The organism is Pseudomonas sp. NBRC 111143, from assembly GCF_001320965.1.
In the GTDB taxonomy this organism is placed as follows: domain Bacteria; phylum Pseudomonadota; class Gammaproteobacteria; order Pseudomonadales; family Pseudomonadaceae; genus Aquipseudomonas; species Aquipseudomonas machongensis.
The window spans coordinates 1-15,644 of record NZ_BCBT01000088.1 but is presented as its reverse complement, the minus strand read 5'-3'; the positions used below and the strand labels follow the sequence as shown (position 1 = coordinate 15,644).

13 protein-coding genes are annotated in these 15,644 nt (G+C 62.5%); 1 reads left to right on the top strand and 12 read right to left on the bottom strand.

The features are described from left to right. Positions 1-64: 64 nt before the first annotated feature. From APH44_RS28160 to APH44_RS28120, 9 genes are all read right to left on the bottom strand, one after another. Positions 65-1,021, bottom strand: a complete 957-nt coding sequence (locus tag APH44_RS28160) for an Ig-like domain-containing protein (protein ID WP_054895582.1) — start codon at positions 1,019-1,021, stop codon at positions 65-67. A 59-nt stretch (positions 1,022-1,080) separates the two neighbouring features. Further along, a complete protein-coding gene (locus APH44_RS28155; protein ID WP_156343816.1) occupies positions 1,081-2,901 on the bottom strand; it encodes a hypothetical protein in 1,821 nt (606 codons plus the stop codon). After that, positions 2,898-5,240, bottom strand: coding sequence for a hypothetical protein (locus APH44_RS28150; RefSeq protein ID WP_054895580.1), 2,343 nt, complete (start codon positions 5,238-5,240; stop codon positions 2,898-2,900). The genes APH44_RS28155 and APH44_RS28150 overlap by 4 nt, the downstream gene beginning before the upstream one ends. A 110-nt stretch (positions 5,241-5,350) precedes the next feature. Further along, a complete protein-coding gene (locus APH44_RS28145; RefSeq protein WP_054895579.1) occupies positions 5,351-6,004 on the bottom strand; it encodes an HAD family phosphatase in 654 nt (217 codons plus the stop codon). A 13-nt stretch (positions 6,005-6,017) separates the two neighbouring features. Beyond that, positions 6,018-7,007, bottom strand: a complete 990-nt coding sequence (locus APH44_RS28140; RefSeq protein ID WP_054895578.1) for an ABC transporter ATP-binding protein — start codon at positions 7,005-7,007, stop codon at positions 6,018-6,020. Further along, positions 7,007-7,801: an ABC transporter permease gene (locus tag APH44_RS28135; RefSeq protein ID WP_054895577.1), complete on the bottom strand. Its 795-nt coding sequence runs from the start codon at positions 7,799-7,801 to the stop codon at positions 7,007-7,009. Before APH44_RS28135 ends, APH44_RS28140 begins: the two co-directional genes overlap by 1 nt. Further along, positions 7,791-8,630 carry an ABC transporter permease subunit gene (locus APH44_RS28130; RefSeq protein ID WP_054895576.1) on the bottom strand — a complete coding sequence of 280 codons (840 nt, stop codon included), beginning with the start codon at positions 8,628-8,630 and terminating at the stop codon, positions 7,791-7,793. Before APH44_RS28130 ends, APH44_RS28135 begins: the two co-directional genes overlap by 11 nt. Further along, positions 8,627-9,433, bottom strand: a complete 807-nt coding sequence (locus APH44_RS28125; protein WP_054895575.1) for an alkaline phosphatase family protein — start codon at positions 9,431-9,433, stop codon at positions 8,627-8,629. The genes APH44_RS28130 and APH44_RS28125 overlap by 4 nt, the downstream gene beginning before the upstream one ends. Before the next feature lie 155 nt (positions 9,434-9,588). After that, on the bottom strand, positions 9,589-10,653 hold the full coding sequence (locus APH44_RS28120; protein ID WP_054895574.1) for an ABC transporter substrate-binding protein: 1,065 nt from the start codon (positions 10,651-10,653) through the stop codon (positions 9,589-9,591). 346 nt (positions 10,654-10,999) lie between these two features. On the opposite strand from APH44_RS28120, the gene APH44_RS28115 reads away from it, so the two are divergent. Beyond that, positions 11,000-11,713, top strand: a complete 714-nt coding sequence (locus tag APH44_RS28115) for a UTRA domain-containing protein (protein WP_054895573.1) — start codon at positions 11,000-11,002, stop codon at positions 11,711-11,713. 30 nt (positions 11,714-11,743) lie between these two features. Here APH44_RS28115 and APH44_RS28110 read toward each other — a convergent pair whose 3' ends face one another. The 3 genes from APH44_RS28110 to APH44_RS28105 all read right to left on the bottom strand — a co-directional run bounded on the left by APH44_RS28110 (position 11,744) and on the right by APH44_RS28105 (position 15,540). Next, positions 11,744-13,897: a mechanosensitive ion channel family protein gene (locus APH44_RS28110; RefSeq protein WP_054895572.1), complete on the bottom strand. Its 2,154-nt coding sequence runs from the start codon at positions 13,895-13,897 to the stop codon at positions 11,744-11,746. Between the two features lie 48 nt (positions 13,898-13,945). Beyond that, the gene (locus tag APH44_RS30190) at positions 13,946-14,110 is read right to left on the bottom strand and encodes a hypothetical protein (RefSeq protein WP_177339392.1); all 165 of its coding nucleotides are present in this window, start codon (positions 14,108-14,110) and stop codon (positions 13,946-13,948) included. Positions 14,111-14,250: 140 nt separating this feature from the next. Beyond that, complete coding sequence (locus APH44_RS28105; RefSeq protein ID WP_054895571.1) at positions 14,251-15,540, bottom strand: M18 family aminopeptidase; 1,290 nt, start codon at positions 15,538-15,540, stop codon at positions 14,251-14,253. Positions 15,541-15,644: the final 104 nt, after the last annotated feature.

Here is a 15,644-nt window from a genome sequence, read left to right as displayed (position 1 = left end):
AGGCCGGCCAAGCACAGCAGGCGTTGCGTCAGAGACGGTTTCATGGCGTCTGTTCTCGTACGGGTCAGCTGGCTAAGCCCAGGGCTTGCAGTTGCGTTTCGATGTCGTGGCTGCTGGCATTGGCGTTGCTATCGCCGCCATTAAGGTCGTATGCCCATGCGGTTTGCGCACCCAGTACATCAGCCGTCCAGAAGGGATAATCGAGCCAGCCGGCATGTTCGGCGACCGGCCCGGTATCGGGGTAGTAGCCTTGCCACAGCCGTTTGAGGTCAGCCAACGGCACAGGTACCAGCCCCGCGACCGCACAGGCTGCTTGCATGCCCTGCCAGTCGGTCGATGCACTGAGAAAGTGCACCACGCGCATGCCCGTGATGGTCAGGAGGTAGGTTTGCGCCTGCTGGTTGTTGTCCGTGGCGGTGATCTGGCAGGTGCCGTTGGCCAGTGCGGTTACTTCGCCGTTATTGTCGACCTGGGCGATGTCCGGGTCACTGCTGGTGTATTGATACGGCGCACTACCCCAATCGGCCGCGCGGCGCAGGCGGGCCTGTTCCGGTATCTGCACAGGTGGCAGCTGGAAGATGGACACGTAGTCGCTGCCGGTGAGGTCGATTTGCGCCGCCTGGTCAAAGCCGCCGGTGATCGTCAGGGTGGTTGCTGCGCTATCATTGCCACCCTTGCTGAACGTCACCGTGTAGCTGATCTCCAGTTCGCTGCCTTGGGCTGCCTCGAACAGGCTTTTCGGAACGTCGTAGAACACCACATCCTTGGTGCCCCAATTGCTGCTAATCACTACATAGTCGCTGTAGTCGGCCACCGTGAGGTCCACCCTGTCGCGAAGTTCGGGGGTTTCCCACGCTGCAATGCGTACCGTGGCACCGTTGGCAGGCACGTTCTTCGGGTCGAGGATACCGCCGTTGGCCTCATCTACGCGGGGTGGGTGCAAGGCTTGGTGGCGGGAAGCGGGACGCGTGTCTGCACCGGCGAGCCTGCGCAGCAGGCGCCTGAACCATGCAATCAACATAGCTTTTTTCCTGGTTATGTAGTCGACCGGGCCTGATCGGCCCGGTTGGCTGGTTGAGGTCAGCGGGCCTTCAAAGCGCGGAAGGCTGGCATCCTGGCGGGCAGTGCGTGGTACGAAACCAGGCCTTGCAGGCGTTCGTCCGCACTGCTGCTGTCGCCGCCGCCAGCTGGGTGGCCCCAGGTGACGACATTGTTGTCGGCGGTCAACGCGGCGAAACCGTGGGAGTTGGAGTAAATGGCCAGCACATTTCTGAGCCTTGCGCCGACCTGCGGGTCGATCTGCCCACCCACCGTGGAGTCACCCCAGGCCACCACCTCCCCCGTGCGGCGCAAGGCGGCGAAGGCCTTGGAGGACCCTGCGACCTGCACGATGTCGGTCAGGGCGCTGATCGCATCGGGCACCACGCCGCCTGTCCCTTCCGTTCCGCCCCAGGCGACCACCCGGTTGACCTGCCCATTGCCGCGAATGGCGGCAAACGACTGCCAGGTACTGACCACCGCCAGGATATCCTTGAAGCCGCCGATGATCGGGTCGACTACGCCGCCATAGGCAGCGGCGCCCCAGGTCTTCACGTAATAGCCGCCTGCTTCGGAGCCGTGGCGCAAGGCGAAGGCCTGGGCATTGGCGCAACTGAGCTCGACCACGTCGGTCAGCGAGGCAATGGCTTCGGGCACTGTGCCCCCCGCCTCCGCCACCCCCCAGCCGACCACGCGGTTGGCACCATGCAAGGCCGCGAAGGCCTGGTTGTTGCCGATGACCTCTTTGATGTCATTGAAGCCGTCGATCGGCGGTGGCACCGTGCCGGTCTCGGCAGGGGTGCCCCAGGCCACGACGGCGTTGGTCTTGCGCACGGCTGCGAAGGCGGTGCCGGTGGCGATGAGCGTCGAAAGGTCGCCTTGCGTCGGCACGGTCGTGTCCGCCCCCCAGGTAAGTACCCGGCCCTGGTCATTGATTGCCGCGAATGTCGTACTGGCGCCAACCACCTGCACGTAGGTGCGCCCAGGCACCGGTGTCGTGCCGCCCTGGGTGGGGGTTCCCCATGCCACTACTTGCCCGCTGTGGGTGCGGGCAGCAAAGGCTGAGCCGGTGCAGCTCAGTTCGGCGATATCGGTCATGGTACCAATGGCCCCCAGCGACCCGCCGCCGAAGGCTGGGTTGCCCCAGACCACCACATCACCGCTCACACGGTGAGCGACGAAGGCGGCATCGCCGGTGATAGTAGTGTCGACACCGTTGCCGATCAGGTTCGGCGTGTTGAGCATTACCAGGTCAGTGCTGGATTGCACCCGCAGTGGCCGGCTCGGGTCGATGTCGCGCCAGGCGAAAGCAGGTTCGCTCCACGTGGCATCGCCGAGGTATTGCCATTGCGCGCGCAGTGGCTGGTTGGTGTTGTTGTCGAAAGCCATGAGCCAGCGCGACGAGCCCGACGCACGGTACGAGCCTCGTGACCAGCGAGCGCCCATGACTTTGAGGCTGCCGGGCTGCAAGTTGCTTTTCACGCTGTAGGTGCTGTTTGCAGAGGGGCCTTCGGTGCCGCCGCCGTTGCGCTCGATGCTGTACTCCAGCGTGACACTGAAGCCATCGTTCGCCAGTACCAGCGCGTGAGGGGCGATGAGGTCGAACGCACCATCCTTATCGGCGGTCTCTTTCAGCTCAGCGGTCCCGGCTCCGGGTTGGCCATTGAACTGGAGCACAACAGTGTCGCCTGTCTTGACCTGGGCTTCGGCGCCGATTCGCACGGTGGCGCCGTTCGGGACCCGTGCAGGGTCGAGCACACCCTGCTGCGCCTCGACAATTTCCGGGGCCACCAGTTCAGGCCGGCCAGTTGAGCTCACGGAGAAGCCGAGTTTTCTTGACGGTATCGGATCTACAGTGATCATTGGCGTTTCCCCAGTCGCGTGACGAAGTACTGGACATTCACGTCAAGGCCATCCGAAGCCTCGGCGGTGGCTTTCTTGAAGGTCCGTTCGATCTTTGGCTTCAGGAGGTCGTTGCCGCTGATATCTCTTTCGATTACTTCGATCGGTTGAACCTGTCCGTCAACTGTCCATACGACTTTCAAGCCGTCGCCAGCTCCGATATCTGCCCACTTGGTCATCAGGGTGAGGACGCCGGTATCTGGTACCTTGGCAAGGTCGAGGTTACCGTTCTCGATCAGCTCGATCTCAGGTTCGGGCAGTTCGCCTTCCGCGGGTTCACCGATGGTAAAGTCGAAATGATCCGATTGGGCCGTCCCATTGTTGTTTGCGCGGACCACATAATAAGACGCATACAGCTTCTGGCCTTCGTATTGCGAATAGTCGAATACTGACTTTTCGATATAGAACTTGATGGGTAATCTTTCGTTGGTGGTTGATACTGTGGTCCAGTCTGTGTACAGCGCGTCACCCTGGGGATCCAGCTTCCATTCGATATGAATCTTGTCCAGCCGTACCTTGCCGAGATAGTTGGGCACGACCATGGTCGCTTCCCGCAAGGCAGGATCGAGTGCGCCACCGATTACTTCTTCGATGCTGGGTTTTTCCAGTTCTCCGCGAGGATCGCCGACCCTGAACAGTGGCGAGTGCGCGGACTCGCGGGATCCTATTGCTTGCCGTCTCACATCATCGTACAGCACATAGTAGAGCTCCAGCGTACCGCCATCGATCTCCTTGAGATGATGGCCGTCGACGTAAATCGGCCGCAGTTGCTTGGCGGTTTCTTCATTGCCGCTGATGGTATGAGGGGCCAGCGTTGGCAAATAGGTGCTGGTATCCGGGCGCGTGCCCAGCCATTTGAGCTCGATCGTCATGCCGTTGCGCATGCTCTGATCCCACTCGATCAATACGGTTGCCTCTGGCAGATCAGGGTCGATCACATTTCCTTCTACTTCCTTCACCGAAGGGGCCGCCAGTGTTGGCAGTTCGCCGACGATCGCTACGTACAGGCCTTTGGATGGAATGTTCGGCGAATTGTCCTTTTTGACGACTTCGAAGCTAAAAATAGCCTGCGAAGTGGCCAGTCTGCGCACGTGTTCGAAACTGAGCGGAATCGTCAGGAAATAGCCCAGACGAGTGACTTCAGCGAGGGGGTATTTTTCGTCTACCACCTCGCCTTCTGCGGTAGTGCCCCGCAAGCGCATCTCGACCTTGTCACCGACTGCGAAGTTGGACCCGGAAGGGGGCACATAGACGCCTGCCCGGATGGTGGTATGTTTGCCCAGGTCGATGGACTGGCGCCCGGTCTGTTCGTCGTAATCCGTTTCTTCGATCGTGGGCGAATCGATACGCAAACTCGCAACATCAACCAGGATTCGTTTTTCCGCTGCCCAGTCCTCGGAGCGGTTCTGCACCACGTCGTACACTTCGAAGGTTACTGCCAGGCTGTTGGAATCGCCGGCCTTCTCGATGACTGTTCGGTCAACGTTGATGACGATCGGCGCGGTACCCGCCGCTTGTTGGGCAGTTACCGTATGCATCACGATGACCCAACCCCAGGCCACGCGGATTTCATCATTTTCGGCTGCGTTCGGATACGGCGGCTTGCCAGGTGTGTGGATGGTGATATCCACACCTTGGTCGAGGTCGTCTGGGCCCACACCGTTCTCGATGATGGCCTGTGGCAGTTCGAACGTGAGTTCCGAATGCCCGGGAATATCGCCGTTCTGATCCTGACCACCGGGGCGGTTCAACTTGACGAAAATGTCTTGAGGCAGTGAGGCATCTGGACTGCCGATAACCGGGGTTATACGGTACTTGATCGTGTGTGCGCCATCACTGAGCCGCTCTGGCTTGACGAACATCGTGACCTGTTGCTTGACTTCGTTTTCACGCACTGGCTTGGACGCTACCGACACATCGTCGATCAAGATATCCACGGTGTCGTGTTCGGCCATGCCGTCCCAGGGGTTGATGAAGATCTGCAGGCCGTTGTGGGGGAAGTTATCCTTGGCGGCTGCGATATTGATGCCCCATGCGCCATCGGGAAGCGGTCCTGTGTGCCCAGGGATGATGATGGGGGCCAAGGCGTAATTGGTCGGGATGGTACCTTGGGGCACGATGGCACGCTTGATCCGCAAACTTAGCTTGGTGCGGGTGAAATGTTCGTCCACCAGGCACGTCCCGACCCGCGTTTCATCGTCATAGATTTCGATCTGGTCGCCTGGGTTGACCCCCGTACGTGGCCAGACATAGGTCACTTCATCGGAGGGGGCCACGGGTTCGGATAACGGCTTGTTCATTGCGATCGTCCTTCTTGGCGGTGGGCAAGTGGACGTATTTCATAACGGCGGCGGCAGGCCGACAACTAGCAGAAATGCTAGGTGCCGGGCCGCATTTCAGCGCCTGGGCATCATTGCCAGTGGTGTATCGGCCAGCCATTTATCTCAGCGTGTTCGCGTAAAATGGCGTCGGGATTGACCACGTTCGGCTTGTCGACCTTCAGCAGTAACGGTAGGTCATTGCGCGAGTCGGAATAGAAGCTCGCGCCTTCCAGGTTCTCCTGCTCCTGGTCCAGCCACTCGAGCAAGCGAGTGATCTTGCCCTCGCGGTAGGTCAGCACGCCGTGGGTCTTGCCGGTGTACACGCCGTTGATCGCCTCCAGCTCGATGGCCAGGTATTCGTCGACGCCCAAGCGTGCGGCGATCGGTCCGACAAGATGCGTGCCAGAGGCGGAAATGATCAGGATGCGGTCGCCTTTCTTACGGTGCTCGGCGATGCAGTGGCAAGCATCGCCATAGATGATCGGCTCGATCACATCCTCCACCCAGGGCTCGACCAGGTGCTCGACCTCTTCCAGCGTGCGCCCGGCGATGGGCTCCAGGCTGAACGCCATGTAGTCCTCCATCTGCAGGTGACCCTTGCCGTACGCCTCCATCAGTTCATGGTCGCGACGCAGGAATTCCTTGCCGTCCACCCAGCCCAGCCGGGCCATCTGTTCGCTCCACAGCGACGCGCAGTCACCGTTGATCAGGGTTTCGTCCAGGTCGAAAATCGCCAGTGCCATTGCTTGAATCTCCTTAAGCCACTTCCCGCAGCGCGGTGGGGTCGATCGACAGCGACACGCGCTGCCCGTCGGCATACAGATCGGCAGACGAGCGATTGAGCACGTCCACCACCACCTCCACGCCGCGCGATTCGACACGGTAGCGGATCACGTTGCCGAGCAGGCTGTGACTGCGGATCTGGCCGTCCAGTTCACCGTCCAGGCCCAGGCTGATGGACTCGGGACGGATCGCCAGGCGTGCGCTGACCGAGCGCTGCAACAGGCGGCTGGCGCTGTCGGCGTCGAGCAGGTTGTAGTTGCCGATGAAACCGGCGGCGAACAGGTCGACAGGTGCGGTATAGAGGGTTTCGGCGTCGCCGCTCTGGACGATGCGCCCCTGGTTCATCAGGACGATGCGGTCCGACATGGTCAGCGCTTCTTCCTGGTCGTGGGTGACGAAGATGGTGGTCAGCCCCAGCTCGCGCTGGATCGCGCGGATCTGCTCGCGCAGGTGTTTACGGATACGCGCATCCAGCGCCGACAGCGGCTCGTCGAGCAGCAGCAGGCGCGGGCGGGTGACCAGCGAACGGGCCAGCGCCACGCGCTGGCACTGGCCGCCCGACAGTTGGTGCGGGTAGCGCCCGGCAAAACTGCCCAGCTCCACCAACTCCAAGGCCTCGTGCACACGCGCCTGGCTCTCCTCGGCCTTGACCTTCTGCATGCGCAGGCCAAAGGCAACGTTCTGTTCAACCGTCATGTTGGGGAACAGCGCGTAGCTCTGGAACACCATGCCGATCCCGCGCTTTTGCGGGCTGAGTGGCACGATGTCCTGGCCGTCGAGCAGGATACGGCCGCTGTCGACAGGTGTCAGGCCGGCGATGCAGCGCAGCAGGGTGGACTTGCCGCACCCCGACGGGCCGAGCAGGGTGACGAACTCGCCGCGTTCGATGTTGCAGTCGATGTTCTCGAAGACCGGGCTGCCGGCGTAGCTCTTTTGAAGTTTCTGGACACTGACGAAGCTCATCAGGATTTATCCTTGTTCAGGCGGTTGGCGACCCAGGTCAGTACCAGCACGAAGGCGAAATAGGAGATCACCAGCGCGCTGTTGAAGTGGCCGCTGCTGTTGCGCATGTTGTTCAGGTAGACCTGCAGGGTTTCGTAGCGGGTGCCGACCAGCAGGTTGGCGAACACGAATTCGCCGAACAGGAAGGAAAACGACAGCAGCAACGCCACCATCAGGCCCTTGCGCAGATTGGGCAGCACCACCAGAAGGGCGGCTTGCCAGGTGCTGGCGCCGAGCAGTTGCGCGGCGTCCATCAGGTCGCGCAGGTTGATCGCCTGCAGGTTGTTGGTGATCGCCCGGTACATGAAGGGCAGGGCGATGGTGAAATAGCAGCCGATCAGGATCCACGGCGTCCCGACCATGGCCATCGGCCCGCTGCCGTACAACTGCAGCAGCCCCACCGAAGACACCACCGGCGGCACCGCGAAGGGCAGCAGGATGAGAATGTTCATCAGCGCGTCGAGCTTGGGGAAGTGGTAATGCACCACGAACAGCAGCGGCAGGATCAGCACCACCGACAGTACCAACGCTCCCACGCAGACGATCAACGACTGGCCGAAGGCGGCGAGAAATCGCGGCTCGCTCCACAGTTGCACGTACCACTTGAGGGTCAGGCCGCTGGGCAGCAGGCTCGCCGACCAACTGGTAGCCAATGAGTAGAGCAGAGTGCCGGCCAGGGGCAACAGCAGGATCAGGAACAGCAGGTACACCACGGCGCGGTGGTACCAGCCGCCCTTGTGTGATTCAGCGCGCATGGTAGCTCCTTTTCAGCAGCCATTGATGGACCACCGTCACCAGGGTCATCAGCCCCACCAGCACCATGGCCAGCGCGCTGCCCAGGTTCGGGTCGAGGGTGATGTCGCCGGCCACCAGGGCGGCGATACGGATTGGCAGCACGTTGAAGTTGCCGGTGGTCAGGGCGTAGACCGTGGCGTAGGCGCCCAGGGCGTTGGCCAACAGGATGACGAAGGTGCCCAGCAGTGCCGGCGTCAGCACCGGCAGGCCGATGTGCCGCCAGAACTGCCAGTGGCTGGCACCGAGCAACGCGGCGGATTCGCGCCAGTCCTCACGCAGAGCGTCGAAGGCCGGGTAGAGCAGCAGCACGCCCAGTGGAATCTGGAAGTAGGTGTAGACGATGATCAGGCCGGTCTTGGAGTAGATGCTGAAGTCGCCGAGCAGGCCGATCTCCTTGAGCGCCAGGGTGAGCGCGCCATTGAAGCCCAGCAGGATGATGAAGGCGAAGGCCAGTGGCACGCCGGCGAAGTTGCTGGTCATGTTGGCGAAGGCGCTGACGAAGTCGCGCAGGCGCGAATCGACCTGGCGCAGCGAATAGGCGCCGAGGGTGGCGATGACGATGCCGAACAGGCTCGACCAGAAGCTGATCTCGAGGCTGCGTTCGATGGCCTGCAGGTAGAACTTCGAAGCGAAGATCTTGCTGAAGTTGTCCAGGCCCCAGCCACTTTCACTTTGCAGGCTGGCGATGGCGACCCAGACCAGCGGGGCGATCTGGAAGATGATGAAGAAGATGGCGAAGGGCAGCAGGCAGAGCAGGGCCAGGTGGCGGCCGCGGTGGCTGGAATTCACTTGAGCAACTCCCGGCAGACCGATTTGTCGTGGGCCGCGCCGAGCAGTTCGCAGATCGTGCCGCACAGCTCGGTCTGCAGGGGCTTGGCGGCCGGGTCGAGGCTGAAGGCGTCGCCGAAGACGAACAGCGGCACCTCGCGTTCCTCGGCCAGCAGGCCATTGTGCGAGCGGTCGTTGTTCATGCCGTGGTCGGCGGTGACCAGTACCTGGTAGCCCTCTTCGAGCCAGCGTGGTAGGTAGTCGGCCAGCAGGATGTCGGCGCTGCGTGCGGCGTTGCGGTACTGGCTGCTGTCCAGGCCGTGGCGGTGGCCGGCATCGTCGATGTTCATCGGGTGCACCAGCAGGAAGTTCGGGGCATGACGGCGGCGCAGGTACTCGGCGTCGGCCAGCAGGTGCGAATCGGGGTAGTGATCGGCGTAGTAGAACAGCCCGTGCTGGATCGGCAGCTTGGGCGCGTGGGTATGGCGGTCGCGGATCGGATCGAAGGGCGAGCGGTTGTACAGTTCGCTCATCCAGTGATAGGCCGCAGCTGCAGTGCCCAGCCCGGCTTCGCGGGCGTAGTGGAAGACGCTGCGCTGATTGGACAGGCGATTGACGTTGTTGTGCACGATACCGCTGTCGATCGGCGCGACGCCGGTGAGGATGCACTCGTACAGCGGGCGTGACAGTGACGGCAATTCGCATTCCACGCGGTACAGCGCTGCGCGGTCGGCCTCGACGTAGGCATGCAGATGGCCCATGGCGTGGTGTGCGACCTGGTGGTTGAGGCCGTCGAGCAGGACCAGGATGACGTTGTGTTGCATGTTGGCTCCGCAGAGGAATGGGTCGGTACCGCGTCGTCCTTTTCGCGGGTAAACCCGCTCCCACAGGTATCGCGCAGGCCCGGAAGCTTGTGCTGCACCTGTGGGAGCGGGCTTACCCGCGTAAGGGCCGTGTCAGGCGCTGGAAAACCCCGCCGTCACTCCATCTCGATGATCACCTGCTCCTGCCACTTCTGCGGCAGGGCCTTGGAGGTCTTTTCCCAGGCGTCGGCGTTCTTGATCGGCTGGGCGGCCTGGTACTGCTCGTTGGGCAGCAGCTTGGCCTGGACATCGGCTGGCAGCTTCAGGTGCTCGGCGCGGATCGGGCGGGCGTGGCCGATGGCCAGGTTGGTCTGGCCGGCATCGCTGAAGATGTATTCGCGGGCAAGCTTGGCGGCGTTCGGGTGCTTGGCGTACTTGTTGATGATGGTGGTGTAGCCGGAAATCACCGAGCCATCGGACGGGATCAGCACTTCGAAACGCTTCGGATCGATCTGTTCGCGATAGCTCAGGCCGTTGAAGTCCCAGACCACGCCGACTTCCACTTCACCTTTCTCGAGGGTCTGGATGGTCGGGTTGGCCAGCGACAGGCGCTTCTGCTGGGCCAGCTTGGTGAACAGCTGCAGGCCCGGCTCGATATTGCTTTCGTCGCCCTTGTAGGCGATGGCGGCGGCCAGCACGCCGTTGGCGGCTTGAGCTGCGGTGCCGACGTCACCGATGGCGACCTTGTACTTGCCTTTTTCCAGGTCGTGCCAGGTTTTCGGGCGTTCGTCTTCCTTGACCAGGTCTTTGTTGATGATGAACGCGATGGTGCCGGTATAGGCCAGCGCCCAGTGACCGTCCTTGTCCTTGGCCCACTCCGGCACCTGGTCCCACGTGCTCGGCTTGTACGGCTGGGTCACGCCCTTGGTCACGGCGATCGGGCCGAAGGCGGCGCCGACGTCACCGATGTCGGCACTGGCGTTGTCTTTTTCAGCGTCGAACTTGGCGATTTCCTGGGCCGAGCTCATGTCGGTGTCGCTGTGCTTGAGGCCGTACTTCCTGGCCAGGTCATCCCAGGTGCCTTTCCAGTTTGCCCAGGCATCCGGCATGCCCACGCTGTTCACCGTGCCCTCCTTGCGGGCGGCGTCTTCCAGGGCCTTGAGGTCGGTATCGGCGGCCATGGCCGTGGTGCACAGGGCGATGGCCGAGCCCAGCAGTGACGCCATGAAGAACTTTTTCATCCGAAGCTCCTTTGGTGGGTGCCTTGCAATCGTTGTGATGAGTGCTGTTGTGAATGCTGTGGTGCAGACCTTGACGAGAACCTTTGGTCTAGGTCAGCAAACCTTGAGCCAAGGTAGGCCTGTTGCATGACAGTTTGATGTAGGACAGGCCCGCCAACGGGGTGGCTAGAGTCCTGAAAACAAAGCGTAGACCAGAACCCGGCCCTTTATTCGCGGGGCTTGGCCCGATTCTGGCAATCGCGGTGCAAGGGCTGTGTCACAGGATCTTCATCAGCTGTGCCTAGGCTTGCTCTATTCTCCAGTTGCCCTGTTATGGGGCTGGACTAGTCCAGATAGGTAACCTTTGATGCAATCGACCCCACCGCGGGCGGTAACAGCCATCTGCCATGCGCTGCAGGAACAGATCGAACATGGCCTGCTGATGCCGGGCGGCAAGCTGCCGGCCGAGCGCAAGCTGAGCGAGGTATTCGACACTACCCGGATCACCTTGCGTGAGGCACTGGTGCAGCTCGAGGCCCAGGGCCTGATCTACCGCGAAGAGCGGCGCGGCTGGTTCGTCGCCCCCGAACGCCTGACCTACGACCTGATCGAGCGCAGCCACTTCCATGCGATGGTGCGCGACCAGGGACGGGTGCCGAGCACGGAGATGCTGGCGGCGCGCTTGCTGCCGGCGTCGGCGGCGATCTGTGCGCGCCTGCGGCTACCGGCGTTGTCGAGCGTGGTACAGATCTGCCGTTTGCGGCGCATCGATGGGCGCGGCGTGTTGTATGCCGAGCACTACCTCAACCCTCGCTATTTCCCGGGGATCCTGGCGCTGGACCTGGCACAGTCGCTGACCGAGATCTATGCCCGCGAATATGGCATCCGCTACGGGCAGGTGTGTTTCGAGATCCTGCCGACTGCATTGCCGGTGGCGGCGGCCATGGCGCTTAGGGTGTCGGCGGGGAGCCCGGGGTTGCACATCACCCGGGTCAACAGTGACCAGCATGGGCACCTGATCGACTGCGACCTGGAGTATTGGCGGCACGATGCGATTCGTATCCAGGTGCAGGCGGGGTAGGGCCGTTCGCAACGTGCCAGCTAAAGGGGCCTAGCTAGTGGCGCCAGACTCAGCCATCGCCCCACCCCCAGCCGTCACAACCTGCACCGACAACCGCGGCGTAGCCAGGTCCAGCCCGGCTTCGTCGAGCTGGCGCTTCAACGCCAGGTTGAAGGCCCGTGACACCTCCCACTGCTTGATCGGCGCGGTCTTGAAGCGTGCCCGCAGGATCGCCGAGCCCGACTCGAAACTCTCGACTCCCTGCAGTTCCAGCGGCGACCAGATGTTGCGGCGCATCAGCGGATCATTGCGCAGCTTCTGCCCCACCTCGCGAATCAGGCTGATCGCCTTGTCGATGCTCATGCTGTGCGGGATGGCGACTCGGAAGATCGCATAGCCGAACTCGCGCGAGTAGTTCTTGATGCTCTTGATCTCGCTGAACGGGATGGTGTGCACGATGCCGTCGATGTCGCGCAGGCGCACGGTGCGAATGGTCAGGCCCTCGACCGTGCCCAGGTGGCCGCCGACGTCGACATAGTCGTCGATGGCCAGGCTGTCCTCGATGATGATGAACAAGCCGGTGATCAGATCGGCCACCAGCGATTGCGCACCGAAGCCGATGGCCAGGCCGATCACACCGGCACCGGCCAGCAGCGGTGTGACGTTCATGCCCATGTTGGCCAGGGCGACGATCACCGCGATGATGAAGATCGCCACGAACAGTACGTTGCGGATCAGCGGCATCATGGTCTGCGCACGGGCGTTGGCCAGGCCTCGGCGCGAACGCACCAGTGCGTGATGCACGGCGGTGTCGGCCAGGATCCACACCAGCCAGGCGGCGATCAGGGTGCCTGCCAGGCCCAGCAGGCGCACGCTGACATCATGGCCTTCGCCCTCGGCAAAACCGATCATCGAAAGCCCCCACACGCGCAGGCCCAGCTCGATGAACAGCAACCAGATGCACAGGTGGACCAAGGCGTAGCCAAAGTTCTTCAGGCGTTCGGTATACACCGCCTGACGTTTGTTGGCGCGCCGAGGTTTGGCGGCGTGGCGACGCACCAGGCCGTTGAGCACCATGCACACCACCACCAGCACCGTGCACATCAGTGACTGACGCAGAGCGGTGCTGGTGTCGCCGGCAGAGACGAAGGTGGCGAACAGCGAGATCGCCACAAGGATCAAGGCCGGGACGAACCAGAAACTGCCAAGCAGCTCGATGGTGTCGCTAAGCGTGCGCCGGGTCAGGCGCCGCGATAGCGGCTGATTGCGGATCAGGTGCGCAATCGGGCGCCTGAAGCGCAGGATGAACAGGCCGGTGCACAGGGCCGCCAGCACGTTGGTCACGGTCGCTATCGCATGGGCCAGGTGTGTGCCCAGCGCAGTGGTCAGGCGTGGATCGCTCATCGCTTCACCGAAGGCGGCGAAGCTGCCGATCAGCCATAACGGACGAAACGCCTGGTGTCGCAGGATATGCAGGGCACGGTGGCGATGCGGGCCGTCGAGCAGAGAGAAGGCGATCACGCAGATCGCCGAAAAACAGGTGCCGACCACCAGCGCATAGGCCAGGACCATGGCCAGGGATTTGCCCAGCGACGGTGGCAGGGCGAAGCTCAGGTACACGGTGAATACCAGCGCCACCAGCCAGGGCCCGAGCTTGCGCAGGGCGAATCGCACCAGGTCCCAGGTCCGTGGGTGTTGGGGCAGCTCCTCGGTCAGCCCGAAGCGGATCCGTACCCGATGGCCGATCCAGTTGAAGGCGTAGGCCAACAGGCTCCACACGGCAATGACCGCAGCGAAGCCGAACAGGATCGCTGGCCACTGGTGCACCGGAACGACCAATGCTGCCAGTTCGTTCTGGGCCTGGTCGATTTCCTGCGACCAGCGCACGAAGGGGCTGGCATCGCCGCTGAACTGCTTTTCCAGGTCGTGCATGGCGTTGCCGATCAGCCCCAGTACGCCCTGTTCCACCGTGGGTTGCGACTGTTTGCTGGCCTCGCGCAGTTTCTTCAGGTCGGCCAGCAACTTGGCCCGTTGCTGGTCGTTTTCGAGGCTCTTGATCACTTCGTCCAGTGACTTGTCCAGCGGCTCGGTGGCCTGGGGTTGGGCAGGCGTGCTGCTACCCAGCAAGCCGGGCAGGCCAGCGGCTTGCACCGGGGCGATGAACAGGAGGAGCAGCAGGGTCAGGCAACGGAGAAAGGCGGGCACCGGAAAATCTACCTCAGGTCGATCGATTGCCGGAGTGTAGAGGATTTCTCAGGCGAGTTTCTCGAGGATCTTCCAGCACATGATGCCAAAGATGCCGAGGGTGCCGATCCACATCATCAGCACGCCGGCATTGCGCTCGCGCAGGCTGAAACCGATGGTCAGCAGCATCAGGAAAAGGAAAACCGGCACGAACAGGGAGATGAAGGGTGACATGAACAGAATCCTTCTGTTGTCGGGGGCATGCTTGAAGCATAGCGCGTTGAGGGGCGGAGAATTCGTGGGTAAGCCCACTCCTGCTGGAGCGTTGATGCACCTGTAGGAGCGGGTTTACCCGCGAAAAGGCCTACCTGATATCAAGGGAGTTCGCGACTGCGATAGAACGCCGTCAGCACCTTCACCAGGTGCGCCAGGTCCTGGCTGCCGCACAGCTCGCGGATCGAGTGCATGGCGAAGGTCGGCAGGCCGATGTCGACGGTACGCACGCCCAGGTGGCTGGCGGTGATCGGACCGATGGTCGAGCCGCAGCCCATGTCGCTGCGCACCACGAAGCTTTGTACAGGCACTTCCTCGGCCATGCACAGGTGGCGGAAATAGCCGGCGGTTTCGCTGTTGGTGGCGTAGCGCTGGTTGTTGTTGACCTTGATCACCGGGCCGGAGTTGAGCTTGGGCCCATGATTGCCGTCATGCTTGTCGGCGTAGTTGGGGTGCACGCCGTGGGCGTTGTCGGCCGACACCAGCAACGAGCGCTGGATGGTGCGCACGTATTCGTCGCCATCGGGCAGCAGACGTTGCAGGGTCTGCTCGAGCATCGGTCCGTCGGCGCCGCACGCCGAGCAGGAGCCGACCTCTTCGTGATCGGTGCATACCAGCACGCAGGTTTCGTCGCTCTCGGCGGCCAGTAGCGCCTGCAGCCCGGCATAGCACGACAGCAGGTTGTCCAGGCGCGCGCCGGCGATGAAGTCGCCATGCAGGCCGATGACCGCAGCGCTCTGGGTGTCGTAGAAACTCAGCTCATAGTCCAGCACCACGTCGGCGATCAGGCCGTGCTCGCGGGCCAGTTGCTCGGTGAGCAGGGCTCGGAAGTCGACACGCTCGTCGCCGGCGACCTGGGCCAGGATAGGCGGCAGCTCGTTCTGCGGGTTGATCGGCCAGCCCTCGTTGGCGGTACGGTTGAGGTGGATGGCCAGGTTGGGAATGATGGCGATCGGCAGCTTGAAGTCGACCAGTTGGCTTTCGACCTTGCCATCGCGGCGGAAGGTGACGCGTCCGGCCAGCGACAGGTCGCGGTCGAACCAAGGGGCGAGCAGGGCACCGCCATAGACTTCGACGCCCAGTTGCAAGAAGCCCTGGCGCTGCAGTTCGGGCTGCGGCTTGACCCGCAGGCACGGGCTGTCGGTGTGTGCGCCGACCATACGGATGCCGCCAATCAAGGGCGAATGCTTGCCCAGGCGAATGGCGATGATCGAAGAATCGTTACGGGTGACGTAGTAGCGTCCGCCGGGCACGGTGGCCCAACTGTCACGCTCGTCCAGACGCTGGTAACCGGCGGCTTCGAGGCGCTTGGCCAGGCTTGCGGTGGCGTGGAAAGGCGTCGGGGAGGCCTTGAGGAAATCGATCAGGCCGGTATTCAGTGCTTCGCGCATAGCTCACTCCAGACAGCAGTGGCGCGAGTTTAGCGTAATTGCTCGACAAATTGTGTCGACCCTTTCGCGGGTAAACCCGCTCCTACAGGGTTGGTGGTGACCCC